The organism is Mycolicibacterium nivoides, assembly GCF_003855255.1.
In the GTDB taxonomy this organism is placed as follows: Bacteria; Actinomycetota; Actinomycetes; order Mycobacteriales; family Mycobacteriaceae; genus Mycobacterium; species Mycobacterium nivoides.
Genome location: NZ_CP034072.1, coordinates 1,086,650 through 1,108,958 on the forward strand (window position 1 = coordinate 1,086,650; position 22,309 = coordinate 1,108,958).

Annotated in this window: 13 protein-coding genes; 11 read left to right on the forward strand and 2 right to left on the reverse strand. The window is 66.7% G+C overall.

Going from position 1 to position 22,309, the window contains the following annotated elements:
• From scpA to EH231_RS05360, 10 genes are all read left to right on the forward strand, one after another.
• Entirely contained in the window at nt 1-2,259 is a 2,259-nt protein-coding gene (scpA, locus tag EH231_RS05315; protein ID WP_090425665.1) for a methylmalonyl-CoA mutase, read from the forward strand.
• A gap of 41 nt (nt 2,260-2,300) precedes the next feature.
• Entirely contained in the window at nt 2,301-3,272 is a 972-nt protein-coding gene (meaB, locus tag EH231_RS05320; protein WP_090425668.1) for a methylmalonyl Co-A mutase-associated GTPase MeaB, read from the forward strand.
• Nucleotides 3,273-3,338: 66 nt separating this feature from the next.
• Nucleotides 3,339-3,680 carry a DUF4333 domain-containing protein gene (locus EH231_RS05325; RefSeq protein WP_090425671.1) on the forward strand — a complete coding sequence of 114 codons (342 nt, stop codon included), beginning with the start codon at nt 3,339-3,341 and terminating at the stop codon, nt 3,678-3,680.
• A gap of 75 nt (nt 3,681-3,755) precedes the next feature.
• On the forward strand, nt 3,756-5,021 hold the full coding sequence (lipL, locus tag EH231_RS05330; RefSeq protein ID WP_124712017.1) for an esterase/beta-lactamase LipL: 1,266 nt from the start codon (nt 3,756-3,758) through the stop codon (nt 5,019-5,021).
• 1,007 nt (nt 5,022-6,028) lie between these two features.
• Entirely contained in the window at nt 6,029-12,274 is a 6,246-nt protein-coding gene (gene pks2 / locus EH231_RS05335) for a sulfolipid-1 biosynthesis phthioceranic/hydroxyphthioceranic acid synthase (protein WP_234940289.1), read from the forward strand.
• Nucleotides 12,275-12,301: 27 nt separating this feature from the next.
• Nucleotides 12,302-13,753 (forward strand): condensation domain-containing protein, encoded by a 1,452-nt coding sequence (locus EH231_RS05340; RefSeq protein WP_090425680.1) that lies wholly within the window; start codon nt 12,302-12,304, stop codon nt 13,751-13,753.
• Between the two features lie 24 nt (nt 13,754-13,777).
• Nucleotides 13,778-15,190 carry a hypothetical protein gene (locus EH231_RS05345; protein WP_234927135.1) on the forward strand — a complete coding sequence of 471 codons (1,413 nt, stop codon included), beginning with the start codon at nt 13,778-13,780 and terminating at the stop codon, nt 15,188-15,190.
• A 3-nt stretch (nt 15,191-15,193) separates the two neighbouring features.
• Nucleotides 15,194-16,567: a hypothetical protein gene (locus EH231_RS05350; protein WP_124712019.1), complete on the forward strand. Its 1,374-nt coding sequence runs from the start codon at nt 15,194-15,196 to the stop codon at nt 16,565-16,567.
• 100 nt (nt 16,568-16,667) lie between these two features.
• Nucleotides 16,668-18,416, forward strand: a complete 1,749-nt coding sequence (locus EH231_RS05355) for an AMP-binding protein (RefSeq protein WP_124712020.1) — start codon at nt 16,668-16,670, stop codon at nt 18,414-18,416.
• 65 nt (nt 18,417-18,481) lie between these two features.
• Nucleotides 18,482-19,690, forward strand: coding sequence for an Rv1490 family membrane protein (locus EH231_RS05360; protein ID WP_090425689.1), 1,209 nt, complete (start codon nt 18,482-18,484; stop codon nt 19,688-19,690).
• A gap of 27 nt (nt 19,691-19,717) precedes the next feature.
• Here EH231_RS05360 and EH231_RS33750 read toward each other — a convergent pair whose 3' ends face one another.
• A complete protein-coding gene (locus tag EH231_RS33750; protein WP_164480780.1) occupies nt 19,718-20,158 on the reverse strand; it encodes a hypothetical protein in 441 nt (146 codons plus the stop codon).
• Nucleotides 20,159-20,208: 50 nt separating this feature from the next.
• A complete protein-coding gene (locus EH231_RS05365; RefSeq protein ID WP_090425691.1) occupies nt 20,209-20,907 on the reverse strand; it encodes a GAP family protein in 699 nt (232 codons plus the stop codon).
• Nucleotides 20,908-20,980: 73 nt separating this feature from the next.
• Here EH231_RS05365 and EH231_RS05370 point away from each other — a divergent pair, with 73 nt between their 5' ends.
• Complete coding sequence (locus tag EH231_RS05370; protein WP_241177885.1) at nt 20,981-22,309, forward strand: hypothetical protein; 1,329 nt, start codon at nt 20,981-20,983, stop codon at nt 22,307-22,309.

The window sequence follows — 22,309 nt, forward strand, 5'->3', positions numbered from 1 at the left end:
ATGACTGCCACAACTGGATCAGAGATCCGTAGTTTCGCCGACGTACCGCTGCGCAATGATGAGCCGGGTCGGTCCGTCACCCCCGATGCGGTTCAGGAGCATGTCGCGGCGGCCGCCGCCGCGCACGGCTACGCCCCCGAGCAGTTGACCTGGGCCACGCCCGAGGGCATCGACGTCAAGCCGGTGTACATCGCTGCCGACCGGGACGAGGCGGCCGAGGCGGGCTATCCGCTCGACAGTTTCCCGGGCGCACCGCCTTTCGTGCGCGGGCCGTACCCGACGATGTACGTCAACCAGCCGTGGACCATCCGCCAGTACGCCGGGTTCTCGACCGCCGCCGAGTCCAACGCGTTCTACCGCCGGAACCTGGCCGCCGGCCAGAAGGGTCTGTCGGTGGCCTTCGATCTGGCCACCCACCGCGGGTACGACTCGGACCATCCGCGCGTGCAGGGTGACGTCGGAATGGCCGGTGTGGCCATCGATTCCATCCTCGACATGCGCCAGCTGTTCGACGGTATCGACCTGTCGAGTGTGTCGGTCTCGATGACGATGAACGGCGCGGTGCTGCCGATCCTGGCGCTCTACGTCGTCGCCGCCGAGGAGCAGGGGGTGCCGCCGGAGAAGCTGGCCGGGACCATCCAGAACGACATCCTCAAAGAGTTCATGGTCCGCAACACCTACATCTATCCGCCCAAGCCGTCGATGCGGATCATCTCGGACATCTTCGCCTACACCAGCGCCAAGATGCCGAAGTTCAACTCGATCTCGATCTCGGGCTACCACATCCAAGAGGCCGGTGCCACAGCGGATCTGGAGTTGGCCTACACGCTGGCCGACGGTGTCGAGTACATCAAGGCCGGCCTTGATGCCGGACTGGACATCGACAAGTTCGCACCGCGGCTGAGCTTCTTCTGGGGCATCGGCATGAACTTCTTCATGGAGGTGGCCAAGCTTCGGGCCGGCCGCCTGCTGTGGAGCGAGTTGGTGGCCCAGTTCGAGCCCAAGAGTGACAAGTCGTTGTCGCTGCGCACCCACTCGCAGACCTCGGGCTGGTCGCTGACAGCACAGGACGTGTTCAACAACGTCGCCCGAACCTGTATCGAGGCGATGGCGGCCACGCAGGGGCACACCCAGTCGCTGCACACCAACGCCCTGGACGAGGCTCTGGCGCTGCCCACCGACTTCTCCGCGCGGATCGCCCGCAACACCCAGCTGCTGCTGCAGCAGGAGTCGGGGACCACCCGGCCGATCGACCCGTGGGGCGGTTCCTACTACGTCGAGTGGCTGACGCATCAGCTGGCGGAGAAGGCACGTGCCCATATCCACGAGGTGAACGAGCACGGCGGCATGGCGCAGGCGATCAGCGACGGGATTCCGAAGCTGCGTATCGAGGAGGCGGCCGCCCGGACCCAGGCGCGTATCGACTCCGGTGCCCAGCCGCTGATCGGCGTCAACAAGTACCAAGTGGAAGAGGACCAGGAGATCGAGGTCCTCAAAGTCGAGAACAGCCGGGTGCGGGCCGAGCAGCTGGCCAAGCTGCAGCAGCTGCGAGCCGATCGCGACGAGTCTGCGACGCAGGCTGCGCTGGCGGAGCTGACCCGTGCGGCCGAGGCCACCGGGTCCGCCGGCGAGGACGGGCTGGGCAACAACCTGCTGGCCCTGGCCATCAATGCGGCCCGCGCCAAGGCCACCCTTGGCGAGATCTCCGACGCGCTGGAGAAGGTGTACGGGCGCCACCAGGCCGAGATCCGTACGATTTCGGGCGTCTACCGCGACGAGGTTGGAAAGGGCAGCAACATCGCTACCGCGACGGAGCTGGTGAACAAGTTCGCCGAGGCCGACGGTCGTCGGCCCCGCATCCTGGTCGCCAAGATGGGCCAGGACGGTCACGACCGTGGCCAGAAGGTGATCGCGACGGCATTCGCCGACATCGGCTTCGATGTCGACGTGGGCTCGCTGTTCTCCACCCCGGAGGAGGTGGCCCGTCAGGCCGCCGACAACGACGTGCATGTGGTCGGGGTGTCCTCGCTGGCGGCGGGGCATCTCACCTTGGTGCCGGCGCTGCGTGACGCGCTGGCCGAGGTGGGTCGCCCTGACATCATGATCGTCGTCGGCGGGGTCATCCCGCCCGGGGATTTCGACGAGCTGTATGAGGCCGGGGCGACGGCGATCTTCCCGCCGGGCACCGTGATCGCCGATGCCGCCATCGGCCTGCTGCAGAAGCTGGCAGACCGGCTCGGGTACCAGCTGAGCGAGTAGTGGTTTCCGTTCGGAGGGCAGGAGCGGAGCGACCCGGGGATATGAACTCAGTTCACGAACTGGCGGCCGCCATCCGTAGTGGCGACCGCGCCGCGCTGGCGCGGGCCATCACGATGGTCGAGTCCACCCGGGCCGATCATCGTGACCAGGCCCAGCAGTTGCTGCTGGAACTCATGCCGGACGCGGGCAAAGCCCAACATGTCGGTATCACCGGCGTTCCGGGGGTCGGCAAGTCGACGACGATCGAAGCTCTCGGCATGTACCTGATCGAGGCAGGTCACCGGGTCGCGGTCCTTGCCGTCGACCCGTCGTCGACCCGGACCGGCGGCTCGATCCTGGGCGACAAGACCCGGATGGCCCGCCTGGCGGTCCATCCGGACGCCTACATCAGGCCGTCACCGACATCTGGGACGCTCGGCGGGGTGGCAAAGGCCACCCGGGAGACCATCGTCCTGCTGGAGGCGGCGGGCTACGACGTCATCCTGGTCGAGACCGTCGGGGTGGGGCAGTCCGAGGTCACGGTGTCGAACATGGTCGACACGTTCGTCTTTCTCACCCTGGCCCGCACCGGCGACCAACTGCAGGGCATCAAGAAGGGTGTCCTCGAGCTGGCCGACGTCATCGTCGTCAACAAGGCAGACGGCGAGCACGCGATCGAGGCCAAGGCCGCCGCCCGCGAACTGACCGGAGCCATCCGTCTGATCTACCCCCGCGAAACACTATGGCGGCCACCGGTTCTCACGATGAGCGCGATCGAAGGTCACGGGCTTGCCGAGCTGTGGGAGACAGTGCTCAAGCACCGTGAGGTGCTCACCGAGGCAGGCGAGTTCGAAGCCAGGCGCCGGGCGCAGCAGGTGGATTGGACCTGGTCGATGGTGCGCGACACCGTGCTGGATCGAGTGATGTCGCATCCTGGGGTGCGCGAGATCCGCGACGAGGTGGAACGCCGGGTGCGCGAGGGCGAACTGACCCCGGCGCTGGCGGCCCAGGAGATTCTCGACGCTGCCGACTGACAGGACGTCTGCCGCACTTACGCTGTTGCAAGCGACACGGAAGCGAAAGGCTGGGCTGAGCCGGAGATGAGGGACGTGAAGGCGAAACTGCGTGTGCTCGTGGGCGCTGCGATGGTCGGCGGTGTGGTGTTGACCGGGTGTGGCGGCGGCGGGTCGACCGATGCGCAACCCACCGTGGCCAAGACCAAGCTCCAGGCTCTGGCGAAGGAGAAGCTGGAAGCCGCGGCCAAACGCAAGGCCAAGTCTGTGACCTGCGAAGACGGCATCGTCGGCAAAGTGGGGGCGACCCAGCGTTGTGTGCTGACAGCCAAGGACGGCACCAAGTACGGCGTTACGGCTACGGTCAAGACCGTCGAGTCCGACAACGTCAACATCGACTTCAAGGTGGACGACAAGCCGAGCCAGTGATCTGGGGGCCGAGCTCCGGCTAACAGGTAGATAACGCTTGTGGAATTTGCCGGGGGTCCAGGTAAATTCGAGTGTGTGACCGATCACAACGGGGTGCGCGACGAGGCGCTCCCACACGGCGTCCAAGGCGCGGCGGACAGGAACTTCTCCTGTACGGTCCGCGGGTTCTCGAAATTGTTCCCAGGCCGGAAGTACGGCGGCGGGGCGCTGGTGATTCTGCAGGACGGAGCGCCGGTCGTCGACGTCTGGACCGGCTATTCGGATCGTGACGGTACACAACATTGGACGGCCGACACCGGCGCGATGGTGTTCTCCGCGACAAAGGGAATGGCCTCGACAGTCATCCATCGGCTCGTCGACCGCGGTCTGATCGAATACGACAGCCCGGTGAGCGCGTACTGGCCTGAATTCGCGGCCAGCGGCAAATCCGCGATCACGGTGCGGCAGGTGATGGCGCACGAGGCCGGGCTGTCTCAGCTCAATGGCGTCAGCAAAGCCGATCTGCTGGATCACCTGGTGATGGAGGGTCGGGTTGCCGCCGCGCCGGTCAACTCGATTCTGTTCGGTAAGCCGGCTTACCACGCCCTGACCTACGGCTGGTTGTTGTCAGGTCTGGCCCGTGCCGTGACCGGGCAGAGCATGCGTGAGCTGTTCCGTGTCGAGTTGGCGGAACCGCTGGGGACAGACGGTCTTCACCTGGGACGCCCACCGGTGGGGTCTCCCACCCGGGCCGCGCAAATCCTTCTGCCACAACGTCATTGGCCCAACCATATCTTCGACTTTCTTGCGCCGAGGGTCGCTGCGCTGAACTTCTCCCGGGCCTTCGGCTCGATGTACTTCCCCGGCGTGATGTCGCTGGTTCAGGGCGACACTCCGTTCCTGGACTCCGAGGCGCCTGCGGTCAACGGTGTGGCAACTGCCCGTGGCCTGGCCAGGATGTACGGCGCGATCGCCAACCGGGGCCGCTTCAACGGCGCGGAATACCTGTCCGAGCGCACCGTGGCCGGGCTGACCGGTCCGCCCGGATTACGTCCGGACCGCAATCTGGGGGTGCCACTCGGCTTCCACCTCGGATATCACTCGGTCCCGTTCGGGGTGATGCCCGGATTCGGGCACGTGGGGCTCGGTGGGTCGGTCGGCTGGGCGGACCCGGCCAGCAGGCTGGCGATCGGCTTCGTGCACAACCGGCTGTTGACGCCGATGGTGCTCGACATGGCTGCTTTCGTCGGTCTGAACGCTCTGATCCGAAAGGACGTCGCCCGCGCCCGCGGGCGGGGATACGCGGCCGTACCGGATCTCGGTGCGTCGCCGCACCGGGTACCCCGGCCCGCGGCGGGCTAGTGCGCCGACCCCGATACAAGCCGACCTGACGGATGCCGTCAGGTCGGCTTTGTTCGTAGCGGTGGGTCTCAGTGGGCTGCCGGAGGCGGCCGCCGCGTTTCCAGCTGCAGTGATATGTATCACACAGTGTCCCAGATATGGGAGACCATTCCTGGTTACGCAGCGCTTCTCCGCCGTTAACCCAGGTCGGTTTGCTTTTCGATGCATGCAGTGGGCTCCCTCACGCGTTCGGGTGTGGCGTGCGCTGAGTCTCAGCGCGTTCGGCCTCGCTGCCTGATGGGCCCATCGCGGCCGTTGGGGGTTGCGAGCGTTTTGCGGATATTCATGATCGGCGCTGGTCGTTACGTTGCGGTGTCAACCAACGCCATTAGCCAATGCGGTTAATAGGTACACATTCGTACCATTATCTGGACGCGCGTAAGCGGAACATGAATGAGGTTCAGCTACGGTTTCGGGAGTTTGCGTGCCAGTGGCCAGCTAATTAATTGAAGGTATCCTATGAATTAACTGGGAGCCGCGAATTGAACGCCGACTTCAAGGGATGGACAACCCATGAAAAGGTGTTTGATTGCCCGAAAATGGCGTGGCACTAGTTAGCGGGATAATTTCTGCCGCGGAGCGATGACTTCGAAGAAGCGACCCAATTAGCTTGGGCTGCACGAGCATTCATCGAATTTCTGGACAAGTCGCCGGACCTGCTGGGGTCTCGCTGGGGAAAGCGACTGCCGCTGTCAGTTTTCGACAATGGGTTCGTCCAGCGAACATGTGATCATTTTTGCGATCAGATGTTTCCAACATCTAGGTTGGGCCACGCGCTACGCTACGGACCCGCGTTGGCAACGACTCGAACCGGATACGGGGATTCGGTACCGTGCGTCGATGGCGACGTAGCGCACGTTCTTTTCCACGTCCTAAGTACGTTGATCGAAGCTTTGCTCATCGATCGCACCGAGAGAGGTTGAGCCGACTTGGTCGAGACTCCAGTGACCCCGATTGCCGTACTCGGCATGGCATGCCGGCTACCCAACGGGATCGACTCGCCTGCCAAGTTGTGGGATGCATTGTTACGGGGCGACGACCTGGTCACCGAGGTTCCGCTCGACCGATGGGACGCCGAAGAGTTCTACGACCCTGAAGCCGGGGTTGCCGGCCGGTCGGTGTCGAAGTGGGGTGGATTTCTCGACGACATCGGTGGTTTTGACGCCGACTTCTTCGGGATCGGCGAGCGTGAGGCGATTGCGCTCGATCCCCAACAGCGTCTGTTGCTCGAGACCTCTTGGGAGGCCATTGAGCACGGCGGTATCGACCCGGCCACTCTCGCAGGATCGTTGACCGGCGTCTTCGTCGGCATGACGGGCGCCGACTACCAATTGGTGGCCGCGGACGCCCAGGCTCTGGACGGGCCGTACGGCTTCACCGGAAGCAATTTCAGCATGGCGTCCGGCCGCATCGCATACGCGCTCGGCGCGACCGGGCCGGCCTACACCGTGGATTCCGCCTGCTCGTCAGGACTGCTCGCCGTGCACAACGCCTGCCGCAGCCTCCACGACGGCGAGAGTGACCTCGCGCTGGCCGGTGGAGTCAACGTCGTTCTGGAGCCACGCAAGATGGCATCGGGTTCCGCGCAGGGGATGCTGTCCCCGACAGGTCGTTGCCACGCATTCGATGTGGACGCGGACGGCTTCGTTTCGGGCGAAGCCGTCGGCATGGTGCTGCTGAAGCGACTTCCCGATGCGCTGCGGGACGGTGACCGGGTTCTCGCGGTGATCCGTGGTACGGCAGCCAACCAGGACGGGCGCACCGTCAACATCGCCACGCCGTCCCGTGATGCGCAGGTGGCCGTGTACCAGGCGGCGCTGGCCGCAGGGGCCACTGATCCCGCCACGATCGGGATGGTCGAAGCACACGGGACCGGTACTCCGGTCGGTGATCCGATCGAGTACGCCGGACTGGCCCACGTCTACGGCACCGACGGCCCGTGCGCGCTCGGCTCGGCGAAGACCAACTTCGGCCACACTCAGTCGGCATCGGGCACCGTCAGCCTGATCAAGGCCGTGCTGGCCCTGCAGGAGGCGGTCGTTCCGCAGAGCCTGCATTTCAATCGGCTGCCCGACCAGATGGCCGAGATCGACACAAACCTGTTCGTGCCACAGGCGAATGTGCCGTGGCCGGCGCCTGCCGGGCATCCGCGACGAGCGGCTGTGTCGTCCTACGGCCTTTCCGGAACCAACGTCCACGCGATCGTCGAACAGGCACCGGAGTACCCGCCCGCCGTCACCGTCGAAGGCGGGGACGCGACACTTGCCCCGGCGGACGGCCCCAAGCTGTTCACCATCTCCGCGAGCTCGGCCGAGGCGCTCAGGCAGACCGCGGGTCGCCTGGCCGACTGGGTCGCCGCTCAGGCGGACTCCGGCGAACTCACCGATCTCGGCTATACGCTCGCGCGTCGCCGCGGACACCGCGACGTCCGGACCTCTGTGCTGGCCGGCAGCCCGGAAGAACTCATCAAGGCCTTTCGCGAGGTGGCCGACGGCGACGCCCCGTACCAGCCCGCGGTTGCTGCCGGTGGCCGTGGACCGGTCTGGGTGTTCTCCGGGCATGGATCGCAATGGGCCGGGATGGGCGCCTCCCTGCTGGCCGCCGAACCCGTCTTCGCGGCGACCGTGGCCGAACTCGAGCCGCTCATCGCCCGCGAGTCCGGGTTCTCGGTGACCGAGGCGATGTCGGCTTCCGAGGTCGTGACCGGGATGGACCGGGTCCAGCCGACGGTCTTCGCGATGCAGGTCGCGCTGGCTGCCACGATGAAGGCGTACGGGGTCAGCCCGGGCGCGGTGATCGGCCATTCGATGGGGGAGGCCGCCGCAGCCGTCGTCGCGGGTGCGCTGTCGGTCGAGGACGGCGTGAAGCTGATCTGCCGCCGGTCGCGTTTGATGGCGCGCATTGCCGGATCCGGTGCGATGGCTTCGGTGGAACTGCCTGCGGCGCAGGTGCTTTCCGAACTCGCGGCTCAGGGTGTCGGCGACGTCGTGCTGTCGGTGGTGGCCTCGCCGCAGTCGACGGTGGTCGGCGGCGCAACCGAGTCGATCCGAAACCTGGTGGCAGGCTGGGAGAAGCGCGGCCTGTTGGCCCGCGAGGTGGCGGTCGAGGTGGCCTCGCATTCACCCCAGGTCGACCCCATCCTCGATGAACTGGCCGACGAGTTGGCGGATCTGTCCCCGATGGCGCCGACGGTTCCGTACTACTCGTCCACCCTGTATGACCCGCGCGAAGAACCCATGTGGGACGCGGACTACTGGGCCGACAACCTGCGATACACCGTGCGGTTCGCCGCGGCGGTGCAGGCCGCCCTCGAAGACGGCTACCGGGTGTTCGGTGAACTGTCGCCGCATCCGCTGCTGACCCTTGCCGTCGAGCAGACGGCCCGCAGCCTGGACATGTCGACCGCGGTCCTGGCCAGCATGCGGCGCGAGCAGGGGATGCCTTCGGGCCTGCGCGGTCTCGTCGGCGACCTTCACGATTCGGGTGCGGTCGTGGACTTCTCGGCGCTGTATCCCGACGGCCGCCTGGTCGAGGCACCGCTGCCGGCGTGGACCCACCGCACCCTGATGCTCGCCCGGGAAGGGCAGGACCAGCTGGGCCACGGTGGCCACAGCGTCGCGGTGCATCCGCTGCTCGGCGCACACGTCCTGCTGCCCGAGGACCAGGAACGCCACGTCTGGCAGGCGGACATCGGCACCGCGGGGCAGCCATGGCTCGACGACCACCGGGTGCACGACGTGGCAGCCCTGCCCGGCGCGGCCTACTGCGAGATGGCGTTGACCGCCGCCGCAGGCGTTCTCGGTGACGGCGCGGAGGTGACCGACCTCGCGTTCCATGACCTGCTCCTGCTCGACGACCAGACGGTGGTGTCGACCACCGCGGCCGTCCTCACCGATGGCGTTGCCGAATTCGGGATCGAAACCACCCGTGACGGCGAACGGGTCCGCCGCGCGTCTGCGCGACTGCAGACCGGCGAGGGGCCGGTGCCGCAGAGTCGCGACATCACTGTGCTGCTGGCTACCCACGCCGACCGCACGGACGGTGCGCAACTGCGGGAATCGTTTGCCGCGCACGGTATCCAGTACGGTCCGGCATTCGCCGGCCTGGTCTCGGCGGGAACCGGGGCCGGAGGGTCTGTGCTCGCCGAAGTCGCACTGCCGCCGGCACTTCGCTCGCAGCAGTCCGCCTATTCCGTCCACCCGGCGCTCCTCGATGCGTGCTTCCAGGCGGTTGCCGTGCATCCCGCGATCAGTGACGACTCGAACGGGGCATTGCTGCTGCCGCTGGGAGTACGCAGGATTCGCGTGCACGCCTCCACCCGCCAGGCGCATTACTGCCTTGCGCAGGTCATGAAGGTCGGCGAGGCGTTGGTGGAAGCGGATCTGGAGATCCTCGACGAGCACGGAGCCGTTCTCGTCACGATCGACGGTCTGCGCCTCGGATCGCGCGCCGGAGCCTCCCGCCGCGATCACACGCTCAACAACCGCCTGCTGACCGTGGACTGGATCCAGCCGAGCCCGCCGAAGGCCGGTGACTTCGGCAACCGGTCGGTGTTGGTGGTGGATACGACCGAAGCGGGCAACCCGGTGTCGGGCGGCCTGGTGGCGGCACTGACATCGCAGGGTGTCACCGCCAGTCAGATGGCCTGGCCCACCGGCGCCGGCGATGCCGCTGCCCAAGCCGCGCTGGAAGCGCACCTCGAGAACGAGAACATCGGGGCCGTAGTGGTATTCGCTGGAGGGGAGCCGACCGTCGAGTCTGGCTCGGCCGCGGTGTCGCAAGGCGCCGACGAGGTTCGTCGGCTGGTGCGCATCGCCCGCCTGCTGCCCGAAGCCTCTGGTGCGCCCCGGCTCTATCTGCTGACTCGGAACGCGCAGTCCGTGCTCGAGGGTGACGTGGCCAACCTCGCCCAGGCTGGTCTGCGCGGCCTGATCCGGGTGATCGGGGTCGAGCACCCGCATCTGCATCCCACGATGGTCGATCTCGACGGCCACGCGGATGCCGGGCAGTTGGCCGCCCAGGTGCTGGCGGGATCCGAAGAGGACGAGACGGCTTGGCGGGACGGGGCTTTCTACGCGGCCCGCCTGAATCTCAGCCCGTTGGGCTCGGACGACTTCCGGTCCACCGTGGTGGACCACCAGCGCGACGGGGTCCGGCTACAGATCCGTACCCCCGGAGACCTGCAGTCGCTGGAACTGGCCGCCGTCGATCGAGTGGAGCCCGGACCCGGGCAGATCGAGGTCGCGGTACGCGCATCGAACCTCAACTTCGCCGATGTCCTTGTGGCACTGGGCCGGTACCCGAGTTTCGAGGGACGCATGCCGCAGCTCGGTGCCGACTACGCCGGCGAGGTCGTGGCGGTCGGACCTGGTGTGACCGAGCATGAGGTAGGCGACCTCGTGGCCGGTATCTCCACCAATGGCGCGTGGGCCACCTACATCACCTGCGACGCGAACCTCGCGGTCGCCCTGCCGCCGTCCTTGACCGCCGGACAGGCGGCCGCGGTGCCCAGTGCGCACGCCACCGCGTGGTACAGCCTGCACAACCTGGCCAGAATCTCGTCGCGTGACAAGGTGCTGATTCACTCCGCCACCGGTGGAGTCGGGCAGGCCGCCATTGCGATAGCCCGTGCGGCAGGCGCCGAGATCTTCGCCACCGCCGGAAGCCAACATCGGCGAGAGTTGCTGCGCGGCATGGGTATCACTCATGTGTATGACTCCCGCAGCATCGATTTCGCGGACCAGATCCGCCGCGACACCGATGGCTATGGCGTCGACATCGTGCTCAACTCACTGCCGGGCGCCGCGCAACGGGCCGGCTTGGAACTGCTGTCATTCGGCGGGCGCTTCGTCGAGATCGGCAAGCGCGACATCTACGGAGACACCCGGCTCGGCTTGTTCCCGTTCCGGCGCAATCTGGCCTTCTACGCGGTGGATCTGGCGTTGTTGACGCTCACCGATCCCAACACCGTGCGTGACCTGTTGACGACGATCTACCAGAACATCGCCGACGGTGTCCTGCCTGCGCCCGAAACCACGCACTACCCGCTGACCGACGGCGCCACGGCCATCCGCGTGATGGGGGCCGCCGAGCACACCGGAAAGCTGGTACTGGACGTGCCGCGCAGCGGTCAGGACCCCGCGGTGGTTCCCCCGTCGGAAGTCAAGACCTTCCGTGCCGACGGTTCGTACGTCGTCACCGGCGGTCTGAGCGGCCTCGGGCTGTTCCTGGCCGAGAAGATGGCCGAAGCAGGTTGCGGCCGCATCGTTCTCAACGGGCGATCGGCACCCGGGCCCGCCGCGCAGTCGGTGCTCCGGCGGATTCGGTCGCACGGTGTCGAGGTCGAGGTGGAGCGCGGCGATATCGCGGACCCGGCCACTGCCCGGCGGCTGGTGGCGGCGGCGACGGCAACCGGCCTGCCCCTGCGGGGCGTTCTGCACGCGGCCGCCGTGGTCGAGGACGCGACACTGAACTCGATCACCGATGAACTGATCGAGCGTGACTGGGCGCCGAAGGTCCGGGGTGCCTGGAATCTTCACGAATCGACGACGGATCAACCGCTGGACTGGTTCTGCTCGTTCTCCTCGGCGGCAGCCTTGGTCGGCTCGCCCGGCCAGGGGGCGTACGCGTCGGCCAACAGCTGGCTGGATGCCTTCGCCCACTGGCGCAAGGCCCAGGGGCTGCCTGCGACGGCGATCGCATGGGGAGCCTGGTCCGAGATCGGGCAGGGGCAGAACCTGGCGCAGGACGAGGCCATGGCGATCCAGCCTGACGACGGTGCCTACGCGTTCGACTCGCTGCTCCGCCACGATCGGACTCACACCGGCTATGCGCCGGTGGCGGGTGCGCCATGGTTGGCGTCGTTCGCGCAGACCCGGCCGTTCGCCGAAGCGTTCCGGAACCTCGACAAGGGGCGCGCGGGTGGCAGCCAGTTCCTCGCCGAATTGCGGTCGATGCCGACCGAAGAATGGGCTGCCCGGCTGCGCCGGCTCATCTCGGATTCGATCAGCCTGATTCTGCGGCGATCGGTCGATCCCGACCGCCCGTTGTCGGAGTACGGGCTGGATTCCCTCGGCAACCTCGAGCTGCGTACCCGGATCGAAACCGAGACCGGTATTCGGATCAGCCCGATGGGCATCACCACCATTCGGGCCCTTGCCGAGAGCTTGAGCGAAACGTTGGCCGCCGAAGCAACTGCTTCGACACCGTCATGATGATCCGGAAGTAGAGCTAGGAGACACATGGTCGCCTTCGAAGCAATCCACGACTGGGTCGATGCGCCGGGCACGGTTGTCTCGTGGGAGCCCTCGGCTGCGACGCTCGCCAAAGTCGCCGAGGCCCCGATCAGCACGGTGCCGGTCAGCTATCAGCAGGCGCAGCATCTGCACGCATACCGCGATCACGCCGCGAATGGGCGCAACATGGCGCGGTTGAACATCCCGTCGTGGAACATTGCGGGGCAGTGCGACATCCGCGCGATGACCCACGTCATCAACGCCTACCTGCGGCGGCACGACACGTTCCACAGCCGGTTCGAGGATGACGGCGCGGGCGGGTTCGTCCGCCGCACGTTGGCCAACGCCCGCGATATCAGGTTCACCCCGAAGAACCTCGCCGAGATGGCCGCGGAGGATTGGCGCTCGCATCTGCTCGCAACGCCGGATCCGCTGCAGTGGGACTGCTTTCGTTTCGGGATCATCCAGCGATCGGACCACTTCACGTTCTACCTGAGCGTCGACCACGTCCACGCGGACGCGATGTTCATGGGGGCCCTGTTCGTCGAGATCCACATGATGTACGCGGCTCTGGTCGGCGGTGGCGCGCCGTTGCAGCTACCGGAAGCGGGCAGCTATCACGACTACTGCATCCGTCAGCGGGAGTACACCACCGGACTCACGGTGGATTCGCCCGAGGTGCGGACGTGGATCGAGTTCGCCGAGCACAATTCCGGTAGCCTGCCGACGTTCCCGTTGCCACTCGGCGACAACGCGGAGGCCTGTGGCGGAGCGCTGCTGACGGTGCAATTGCTCGACGACGATCAGACCGAGCGATTCGAAGCCGTATGCGCCGCGGAGGGCACCCGGTTCAGCGGTGGCGTTTTCGCCTGCGCGGCAATGGCCGATCACAAGATCACCGGTGCGGGGATGTACCACGTGATCACACCCACGACCACCCGCAGAACGCCGGCCGAGTACATGACCACCGGATGGTTCACCGGACTGGTCCCGATCAGTGTGCCGGTGGCGGGATCGTCGTTCGGCGCGATCGCCCGGGCGGCGCAGGAATCATTCGACTCCCGTATCGATCTGGCGAATGTGCCGTTCGACCTCGTTTTGGAACTCGGTGCCGCGGCCGGTGTGCGAAAGCCGTCCTCCGGTGTTCCCATGCTGTCGTACCTTGATGCGGGGCTCCCGCCGCTGTCGCCCGCGATCATCGCGGAGTGGAATCAGCTCAACGGTCGCGTCTTCGCCGATGCCGGTGATGCGCACCAGGTCGGAATGTGGGTGAACCGGCTGGGCAGGGGAACCACCGTGACGGTCGCCTACCCCAACAACGCCGTCGCCCGGGAATCGGCGCTGCGGTACGTCGAGGCGATGAAGGCCGAGTACCTGGAAGTCGTGGCCGGACGTGTGGGCACCGTCTCGAGCAGCTCGCTGCCTGCGCTGGCAGCGCTGAGCTCGACGGTGAGTTGATCGGTGGGGCAGGAGGTTCGACCAGTGGCAGTGCTGCACGGTGCACCGGACGCGAACGTTGGCTCCGCATCGCCTGATCCAGCGGTGCACCCGGACAACCGACTCGACTACACCGACCAGGCCATGTTCTTGGCGCTGCGCGCCACGGGCGAAGAATCGATGGCGCAGATGGTGTGGGTGTACGAGCGCCCCGTAGACCTCGATGCGGTGCGAAAGCTGCACGAGAACCTCGGGTTCGGGCTGTTCGGCCGGCGAATCGAAACCTCGCCGCTACCGTTCGGCCGGCATCGTTGGGTCGCCGCCACGGGCCCCGCGGCACCGTTGGACATTGAACAGTCCGCCCGTCCGCGAACGGAACTCACGGACTGGGCGGACGAGCGTGCAGGTCTGCCGATCGACCCGGAGACCGGCCCCGGCTGGCGCCTCGGGGTGCTGCCGATGACCGACGGGTCCACCGCGATCAGTCTCGAGATCTCCCACTGCCTCACCGACGGCATGGGTGCCGTGCTCACGATCATCGATGCCATCAAGGGCATCAGGCGAGAGCTCGGCTATCCGATGCCGCAATCCCGCACCAGGTCGCGTGCGCTGAAATCGGATGCCCGCGACACGCTTCGGAGCCTGCCCGAGGTCGCGCGAACGGTGGCGAAGACGATTCGGCTGGCGTACCGCCGCCGCAACGACATCAGCCGCTCGGCTCCGCCGCCACAGTTGGCCTACGCCGGTGACCCCGACGCCGAAGTGCAGGTGCCGGCCATATCGGTATTCATCGATCTCGACGAATGGGATCGCCGCGCGGAGGAATTGCAGGGGAATTCGCATTCACTGCTGGCCGGGTTCGCGGCGAGGCTCGGCGCGCGTCTGGGCCGACAGCGAGTCGACGACGGTGCGGTCAGCCTGCTGATTCCCATCGCCGACCGGGCAGAGGGCGACACGCGGGCCAACGCGGTATCCCTGGACAGCATCGCGGTGAATCCGGCGCCCGTGACGACGAATCTGTCCGATGCGCGGGCAGCGATCCGGGCGGGCTTCAAGAAACGCCGGGACGAACCCGACGAGTCGCTGGAACTGCTCCCGCTGATCCCGTTCGTGCCCAAGGTCGCCGTGAAACGAGGCGCCGACGTGTTGTTCGGCTTCGCCGACCTACCGGTGTCCTGCACGAATCTCGGCGATCTGGACCCGACTCTGGGCCGTGCTGACGGCAGCGACTGCGCGTACGTGTTGCTTCGGGGCATCAACGGACGGATCCCACGAAAATTGCTGGAACAGCGGCGTGGGCTGCTGACAGTTGCGTCGGGCCGCATCGGTGGCCAGATCTCGATCACGGTGGTGGGTTACGAGCCCGGTGCGGTGAACACCAAACAGAGCCTGCGTGAGCATGTCCTGCACGTATTGGGTGAGTTCGGCTTGACCGGCATTCGGCAGGTCGAAGGCTGACCGATGCACAACGCGAACACCGTTACGGGAAAAGACAATCGGCTGGCCTATCTGGACCAGGCGATGTTCGACGCGATGCGGGCGGGCAACCGTGCGCAACTCATGCAGTGTCTGTGGATCTACGAACACCCGGTGGATCTCGATGCCCTGCGGCGCTTCCACCACCATCTGGGCGGGACCTTCGCCGGTCGTCTGGTCGAGCGGTCACCGCTGCCCTTCGGCCGCCATCGGTGGATCTCGGCACCCGGTACCGAGCTCGCCATGGATATCGAGTCCGAGCCGAGACCCCGTGCTGGCCTCAGCGATTGGACCGATGAGCAGGCCGCACGACCGATCGACCCCGAGCGAGGGCCGGGCTGGCGGCTCGCTGTACTGCCGATGACGGACGGTTCGACGGCGGTCAGCCTGGTGGCGTCGCACTGCATGGCAGACGGTGTCGCGGGCATCGTCTCGGTCATATTTGCGGCCAAGGGGGAATCCCTGAACTTCGGCTATCCGCCGGCCCGTTCGAAGACGGCTCGAGCCTGGCTGCGCGCCGCACGCATGGATGCCGCGGCGACCGTGCGCGACCTGCCAGAAGTGTTCCGCACCGTCGGGGCCGCTGCGAGGTTGATCATCCGGCGCCGGGATGAGCTGGCGCCGCCGGCTTCTACCGCCGAGAGCATCGGTGACGCCGGAAGCGAACGGGTGGTGACCGTACCGGCGATATCGCTGTTCATCGATGTCGAGCGGTGGGACGCACGCGCGAAATCACTTGGCGGAAACTCGTACTCGATGCTGGCCGGTTTCGCCGCACGACTCGGTGCGCACATGGAGCGGCGGGGCGGTGAGGACGGCGCGGTCAATCTGCTGCTCGCGCTGAGCGACCGTGGCCTCGACGACACCCGTGCCAACGCGATGACGATAGGCAACGTCGGTGTGGATCCCACGGTGGTGACCTCCGATCTGTCATCAGCGCGGACATCGATCAGGGCCGCGATCGCCGAGCGGCGCGATACGCCGGACGAGACCGCGATGTTCCTGCCGTTGATTCCGTTCGTCCCGAAACGGGCGATGACCCGGTTGTCGGACGCCTTCGTCGGCGCGGCCGGCCTGCCGGTGTCCTGCTCGAACATGGGGGAGTTGGACCCGGCCTTCAGCAGGGTCGACGGCACCGACGCGGAGTACGTGGTGATGCGCGGGGTCGACCAGAATGTCATCGAACGCGACATCATCCGCGCCGGAGGGCATCTGGTCCTGGTGTCCGGCCGGCTCGGTGCGAAGATCTCGATCTCGATAGTCGGCTACCAGCCCGGTGCCGAGAATACGAAGGCCTGGCTGCGCGACGTTGCCACTCAGGTTCTGGGGGAATTCGACCTCACCGGGACGGTCGTGTGATGGCCGCCGGACCAATGCCCGCGACGTGCCGTCGCGGTCTGGATATCACCACATCGACAGGTCTGCGAATGCAGTCCGTCGAGCACGAAAGGTATTTCACGTGATCGCATCTTCTCTGACTGCCGTGCTGCGGGAGCGCGCAAGTGTGCAGCCGAACGAACCTGCGTTTACCTACGTCGACTACGACCACAGCTGGGACGGCGTCGAGGAGACGCTGACCTGGGCGCAGATGTATCGCCGGGTGAAGAACCTCGCCGTGGTGCTGCGCGAGCATGCGTCGGTGGGGGACCGCGCCTTGATCCTGGCTCCGCAGAGCCTGGAGTACATCGTCGCGTTCCTGGGGGCGATGGAGGCGGGTCTGATCGCGGTCCCGCTGTCGACGCCGATGGCCGGGGCGCACGACGAGCGGGTGGGCGCGGTGCTGCGGGATGCGGCGCCGACCGTGCTTCTCACCACATCCGCGGTGGCCGGCGATGTCGCACCGTACGCGCAGGCCGACGCAGGCGGCGTCGCTCCCGTCGTGATCGAGGTGGACGCCCTCGACCTGGATGCGCGCAGCGGCGGACGCCTCAAGCGGGAGACCCTGCCCGAAACCGCCTATCTCCAGTACACGTCGGGTTCCACCCGCACCCCTGCCGGCGTCATGGTGTCGAACCGCAATCTGACGGCCAATTTCGAACAGATGATGGGCGGCTTCTACTCGGACTACGACCGCGTACCGCCCGCCGACAGCACCGTGGTGTCGTGGTTGCCCTTCTATCACGACATGGGGTTGCTGCTGGGGGTGTGCGCACCGATCCTCGGTGGCTGGCGGACCGTCGTGATGAGCCCGCTGTCGTTCCTGGCGCGGCCCGCACGGTGGCTGCAGCAGGTGGGTACCCACCCGCACGCGCTGACCGCGGCCCCCAATTTCGCCTTCGACCTGGCAGCCGCCCGCACCAGCGACGAGGACCTGGCCGGGTGCGATTTCGGCAACGTCCTGAGCATCATGAGCGGCGCCGAGCGGGTGCACGAGGTGACGGTGCGCCGTTTTGCGGATCGTTTCGCGCGCTTCAACCTTCGCCCGGCGGTGATCCGCCCCTCCTACGGTCTCGCCGAGGCGACGCTGTACGTGGCGACCAGATCGCCGGGGCAGCCTCCGCTGGTCGCGCAGTTCGAGCCGGAGAAACTGTCAGCCGGCCACGCCGAACGGTGCGGCAACGGAACGGCTTTGATCAGTTACGGCACACCGGATTCACCGTTGGTGCGCATCGTCGAACCCGAGCTTCGGACCGAGTGCCAGGCGGGCACGATCGGCGAGATCTGGGTGCACGGCGAGAACGTCTCCGCCGGATACTGGAACAAGCCCAACGAGACCGAGCAGACCTTCGGCGGCAGCATCGTCGACGCACCGGCCGATGTACCGACCGACAAGTGGTTGCGCACAGGGGATCTGGGCTTCGTGTCCGACGGTGAGCTGTTCATCATCGGCCGCATGAAGGATCTGCTGATCATCCGCGGACGCAACCTCTACCCCGACGACATCGAGGCTTCGGTGCAGGTGATCACTCGTGGTCGGGTGGCCGCGGTCGCCGTCCCGGACGATGCGACGGAAACGTTGGTGGTGGTCGCAGAGGTCAAGAACAAGGGCGACGATGCCGATGCCGTCGCCGAGCATCATCGGACCGTGAAAGGCGAAGTCGCCTCGGTGGTGTCAACGGCGCACGGGGTGGCAGTCGCCGATGTGGTGCTGGTTTCCCCGGGCTCGATTCCCATCACCACGAGCGGCAAGACCAGGCGTTCGGCATGTGTGCAGAAGTACCGCGAGGGCAGCTTCAGCCGCGTCGATGCGAAGGTTCCCGTCAGCTAGTGGTCGGGTCGGTATCTGAGCGACGGGCCCGACTACTCTCGTCGTCGGGCCCGGGCGGTGGCCGGGTGGCCGTCTACGCAGGCGTCGCGCTGCTGATCACTGCCTGGACGCTGGCCATCGTCTACATCGCGGCGTCGGTCGTTCCCATCGACCACTACCTGATCTCGTACTACGTGGTCGACTACCGCTTCGGCTTCACCCGGCGCGGTCTCGCCGGGGAGATCGTCGGAAATGTTTCTGACGCAGGGTTTTTCACCAACGCCTACCTCATGCGGTGGATCTCGACGGCGGTGTACGTGCTCGGCCTCGCCGCCCTGGCGTACAAGCTGCTCAGGAAGCGTCGGTCTGAACGCCGCATCATGGTGGCGCTGCTACTCGCCGTGCTGCCGTTCGGAATCCCGTACGCCGTGTACTCGGCCCGCCCCGATCTCTTCGGGGCGGTCGCCCTCATCGTCCTGTGCCTGGCGCTCACGACGGTCTCCAGGGCACGGTCAATGGTGTTGCGCTGTGGGCTGTTCGGGGCGGTCATCGCCGTGCTCGCCCTGATGCACGAGGGCATGGCGCTGGAGTTCGGGTTGGGCGCGATCCTGGCGATCCTGGTCCTCGGCCGCGGGCTGGCCGCGTCAGCGCAACGCCTCAGCGCCGCCCTGGCCATCGGACCAGGTCTGATCGTCGCGCTGATCGTGGCGGCGTTCGCCAATCACGATGTCAGCGGCAAGGTGTGCGGCACGGTCCCGCACCGCATGATCGAGACGCCGTTCGCGTCGATCAAGTCCTTCCCTGACCTGATCGCCTACTTCACCGGTGCCGTGCACAGCGACGCGGATTACCACGACTGGGTTTGCGGCTGGTATCTGTCCACCTTCGATCACACCGTCACCGACGGGATGAGAGAGGTGGCCGCGGTCGGACTGCCCGCGCTGGTCGGATCGTTCGTGTTGGGTGCCGTGGGGGTTGCCCTGACGCTCCGCGCGGTGAGTTACTTCTCCGGGGTATCCCTGCGCAGCTTCGTCGGCGAGCTGAACGGTCGGTACGCCCTGCCTGCCGCGGGTGCGTTGCTGATGGTGCCGCTGTTCATCACCGGTGTCGACTGGACCCGCTGGCTTCTCGTCGTCGCGTTCGACGTGGTGGTGGTCTACGTCCTGTACGCGAACGGGCGACCCGAGATCGACGAGACGCCGCCGAAACGCGCAGTGCGTCTGTTTCCCCTCGTGGCACTCGGATTCATGCTGATCCCGCTGGGCCTGGCTCCCGGTGGTGGCTCCACGAGGTAGCCGTTACGAGGTAGTCGTTCGTGCCGGCTACCCGAACGGCCATGGCGGGGGTGGCAATCCCGGCGGCGGCGGGGGTGGCGGCAATCCCGGCGGCGGCGGAGGTGGCGGCAGGTCCTGCGGAGACGGCAGTTGAGGCCCCGGCAGGCCCAACCCGGGCAGCGCAGGCAGGGGAAGCCCCGGCGGACCGACCGACACCGGCACGCTCACCTGGACCGGAGCCGGCAGGTCGGACGGCCACGGTCCCGGTTCCGGAATCGGGCCGACCTGTGCCAGTACCTGTTGCACTTCCGGTGTACACGTCGGGCACTGCAGCATCGGTGCGTCGTTCTGGGCGTCGCGGTTCGCGGCGTTCTCGATCGCCTGCGGATCGACGGGATCCGCGTGTGCGACGCCGCACGCGAGTGCGTACATGGCAGCGCCGACCGTGGCGACCCCGGCCGCTCTCAGCAGCCTGTGCGGGAAATTCACCGAGTGCTCCCTCGATTGGAATGTCTTTCGATCATAGTGGTTTCGAATGTTCACAGCCCCGCCGCACCAAGTGCGACAAGCGCCGTTCCGGCCAGCGTCAGGATCAACGCGACGTCCCGCCGGGTGCGGGTGTGGACCCAGGCTCGCATGGCCTCCAACCGGGCACGGGTCGCGGCGGGCGCCACCAGGAAACTGGCGATGGGAATGGCCACGACAGTATTGGCGACCGCGACGAAGGTGATGAGCAGGCCCAGCTGGAGCGACGGTGTGGCTCCGGACGTGGCGATCAGGACCAGCAGGGCCAGATAGTCGATGGAGGGCAGGGCGATTGCCAAACCCATCGCTCCCGAGAACCAGGGTGAGCTGCCACCTACCAGGTTCTTGACCTTGGAGGTCACAAACGCGACAGTCCGAGTCTGGCCCGGAAGTCGAGGCTCGCCCGCGGCATCGGGAGTGCGGGAGAACTGGCCGAGCGGCACCTTGCTCGCCAACACGGCCGCCGCGAGCACCGCGACCACACCGAACGCGATCTGAACCTTCGCGGTGCTGAACTGCGGAGCCCCCAGCATCGCGGGACGCACCACGAACAACACGATCAGCCCCGCCGTGACGCTCATGAGAAAGCTGCCGGACAGGAATGCCATCAGCTGCAGCGCAGGCCTCGGCCTGCCGAGCGCCAGAGTGATCAGACCGAGCCGGATCGGCTCGAAGTTCACCGCGATGGCAAGGCCAAGGACGGTGATCCACACATCAACGGACCTTACTCGAATCGATGGCACGGTGGCCCGGCCCCGAAGGCCGGCCACGATCTACCATGCCGACGTGGACAACACCCTCACGTACATGGATCAGGGGTCATTCCTGGGACTGCGGGCACTGGGGCGCGCGCCGATCATGCAGTTCACCTGGATCTATCGCGACGGTGTCGACATCGCCGGCTTGCGGCGATTCCACGTCAACCTCGGGCACGGGCTACTGGGGCGCCGCATCGAGCGGTCGCCGCTGCCGTTCGGCAGGCATCGCTGGGTCCGGTCGGCAGGTCCCGCCGATATCGCCGTCGCCGCGGCGGAGCGCCCTCGGGCCGAGATCACCGCGTGGGCCGACGAACGCATTGTTGTTCCCATCGATCCCGAACGTGGACCAGCATGGCACCTGGGGGTCCTGCCGCTGGCCGATGGCGGCGACGCTGTCACCCTGGTGGTGTCGCACTCAGTCGCCGACGCGTTGGGTCTGACACTCGCGATCGCCGACGCTTCCGAGGGAATCCGGCGTGAATTGGGTTATCCGGTGCCGGGATCGGCCTCCCGCAGGCAGGCTCTGTTGCGGGACGTCCGGCGTGCGGCCCGGGATCTGCCCGAGGTGGGACGAGCGCTTCTCGCCACGGCCCGGGTCGCCCGGGAGCAGAGTGAGGATCTGGCGGCGTCGGCCAAGTCTGCTGCGCCGGTGAGCGGGCCGGGGTCCTCCGACCCGGTCATTGCGCCGACGGTCACGGCCTACGTCGATTTGGGAGCCTGGGATGAACGAGCTGAAAGCCTTGGTGGAACAAGCAATTCACTCTTCGCCGGCTTCGCGGCCCGGCTCGGGCAACTGCTCGGCCGGGTCGATGCCGAAGGGCAGGCCATGCTGTCATACCCGGTCAGTGATCGCACCGAGGGCGATACCCGTGCCAATGCCCTCAACACCGTCACCGCGATCGTGGACCCGGCCAAGGCCAGTATCGACCTGACTGAGATCCGCGGCGAACTCAAGAGGGTGCTCACCGAGTTGGGTACCTCGCCCGACGCCAACCTGGCGCCGCTGCCGCTGACCCCCTACGTGCCGAAGGTCGTGGTGCGCAGGCTGGAACGCATGGTGCTGAAGGTGGGCAGTCCGATCGGCTGCTCAAACCTGGGCGAATTGCCCGCGGCGGCGAACCGCCCGGATGGCACCGATGCCGACTACGTGTCGTTCCGCCTGGTCGAGCCCGGGATCACGCCCGGGGTGCTGGAAAGTCTCGGAGGACTGCTCTACCTTGCGTCGGGCCGCGCCCACGGACGGGTATTCCTCACTGTGTCCGCCTGGACAATCGGCGGGATCAACACGCGCGCAGAGCTTTCCGAGGCGGTGCGGCGCACGCTTGCCGAATTTGAACTGCCCGCCACCATGGACTGA